The sequence below is a fragment of the Moorena sp. SIO3I6 genome, assembly GCF_010672095.1.
In genome coordinates this window covers 1-2,654 of sequence record NZ_JAAHHU010000613.1, presented here as the reverse complement: position 1 = coordinate 2,654, position 2,654 = coordinate 1, and the positions used below count along the sequence as shown (strand labels likewise).

The following is a 2,654-nucleotide window of genomic DNA, read 5'->3' as shown; positions in this document are numbered from 1 at the left end:
CTACAATTTGGGCATTTATACAAGGGGCGGCGATATTCTCTGATTTCTACTGGTTGCTCAACGACTTCAGCTACCTGCTGGACTTTCTCGCTTTGCTCCTTTGAGTGACTCTAAAGAACTTCCACAGACCAGACAGTTTTCCAGCTCCAAAGTGATTACTCGATCGGGAGTACCAAATCCATTGCGGGTTTTCCCGGGATGATTGTACTATGGACCACGTTTTTTTCCTTTTCTCCGTTTCTTTTTGTCGCTGGGCTTTTTCAGTTGATCCGATGAAGGAGGAACGGAACTGTTTTGAGAGTCACGGTTTTTGAGCTTCTCAAGAGAATCTTTTAGTTGTTCAATCTCCTGTTGCTGTGCGGAGATTTGGCGTTGTTGCGCCTCAATCAGACTTTGCTTTTTGACCAGTTGTTGCTCTTGCTCGATTAGCCATTCATAAATTCGCAGCACTGTATTTGCCATCTGCTCAAGGGCTATGGCCATTAGGGAGTTGCCGGTCAGTGCGTAAGTCATAGTCATAGCTTTTAATATACATCATTCAAAAGACAAAACGCCCATTCCTCGCACTCAAGCCAGCCATTGGCCACCGCCCAATTCTCAATCTCGCGAGTGTATGTTGTTGATCCGAGCCTTCCAATTCGGGTTGTGGAATCTTGCTGGAACTGACACACTGTGTACCAAAGGAGCAGCTATCCACTAGGGGATTGTCTTTTTCTCAATAGAATTGCTCACTTGCGGTGAGCAGTTACTTCAAATGTACTTTTTTGAAGCAAACTTTATCCTACAAGGTTGAGTGCGAGTTTACAAATCAGCTCTGAGATCTCAAATGGGTTCTATAAGGAATATAGAGTGTTGATCATACCGATAAGGTAGATTCAATTTTCTTACCCTCTTGCGCGCGGGGATTCCTAGTCCCTACTCCCTAAAACCCAGGACGAAAGTACCTCACCCAATTGATAACTGCTATAGAATGTCCCAATGAATTGTAAACAAGTATTAAAATTTTTTCGATTACCAAAAATCTTTATATACTTTATTAGCTCTTGCTTCTTGAGTATTGCCTCTTGGCTTTCCCTAAGCAATTAGGTTTACAACTCAAATGGAAATTCTATAGTTAAGTGTCACACAGGCTTTTAGGGCTCACTAACCTGATCTGATCAGGTTAGTAGCTGGAAAAAAATAAACCTTACTTTATTAACTTTTGTAAAGTTGCCAAAAGTCCCTATGCTCCCTGCTCCCTGCTCCCTATTTCAACAGTTAAATTTACTTTTGTCCGACTACTTAGCTTTATTCCAGTATGGCACAGAATGGATATTTAGGTGGCCGGATCGTCAATTAGTTACATTGAACACTTGACAATATAGATAAATTTAGTATAATAATATTCTTGAAATAATTTTTGGGCAAATTTTGCCGTAAAATTTCGGGTTAATTGATAATAGTCTCAATAAAGCGGTAGATTAGTGGGCTAAATGCCCAGCAGATAGGTGCCACGATGTAGCCAAATACTCTGGACATTGGCTACAGCTTTTTATTGACATTCCGAGGTCACATTTGCAAATATAGGTTTTGGGTGCAAAATCATGGGTGTATCACGGTCTAGATGCAGTGGCTCTGGGAGTCAGGAATCAGATTCAGAGGGATAGACTGTGAGGCGATAGTCCCCACGTCAGTTTGTAATATTTGGTGTAGTATTTAGATTTTAGTATCTATACTCTGGGGATGCTGGCGATATTGTTGATGAGAAATACTGAAGGTGTTCTCACTTAAGCTGTTCTCGTTGTTTGTGTTCCCGTAGCAGGATGCAGTAGCTTCCAAACTACACTTTCAAGTGCGGAATGTGGGATACCAAACAATCCCTATCTACTAGTTACCAATATCATCTTGATTGGAATGATGCTTCCCATCAATATCGTGCTGCGTTTTTTTACCAAGACTATTAAAGTCCAAAATATTAATAACTTATATTTTATTCCGTTTACTAATTATCAGATCCCTTCCCGGGTAATTGGTAAGTAGTCTGAAACCATTAAAGTTGACTGTTAACACCAGGGAACTTCGGACAAGGGAACAGGGAACAGAAAGTGATGCATCAATACAGGGTTTGAGCAGCGTTAAGTTTCTTAACACAATTAAAAAAAATTATCTCCGAGTGCTTAATTGCTAAAGCGATGCAGCGCGGTCTTGGGGAGGCAGCGCCTTCACGCGGGGGTTTCCCCCATGAGCGACTGCATCAAGACAAAGTAGTTGACAATTACCAATTCCCTATTACCCATTACCAAAAATTCAGGGACTATTTGGGTTGGTAAGTAATTAAGCGGACATGATATTAGATCATGTCCGGTTGTTTCGCTATTGTTAAGTGTTGTCTGGAAAATTTGTCTGGAAATAATTTTATGCTTTTTTAAGTTGAGAGTAATTCACAAACTAGTGGTAGGTCTTTCTAAATTCAGTAGCTGTTAACTTGTCAAAAAATCCGGATTTAGAGTTGTGAAGGTGTAGTTTATAATTAGGGCTTAACCTAAAATTAACCAATTTTTATGGTTGTAAAAAAAAAATCCCACTAATTCCTTTTTTTTTTCTATTAATTTAAATCTAAAAAATGTGTATATCATCTATTTGATAAATGCTAGATAGCCTTGATCATACTTATG

At 39.5% G+C, this 2,654-nt stretch carries 1 pseudogene; it reads right to left on the bottom strand.

Features of this window, described 5'->3' with window-relative positions:
• Positions 1–519, bottom strand: a pseudogene (locus F6K49_RS40310) (DUF6444 domain-containing protein); the annotation flags it as partial.
• Positions 520–2,654: the final 2,135 nt, after the last annotated feature.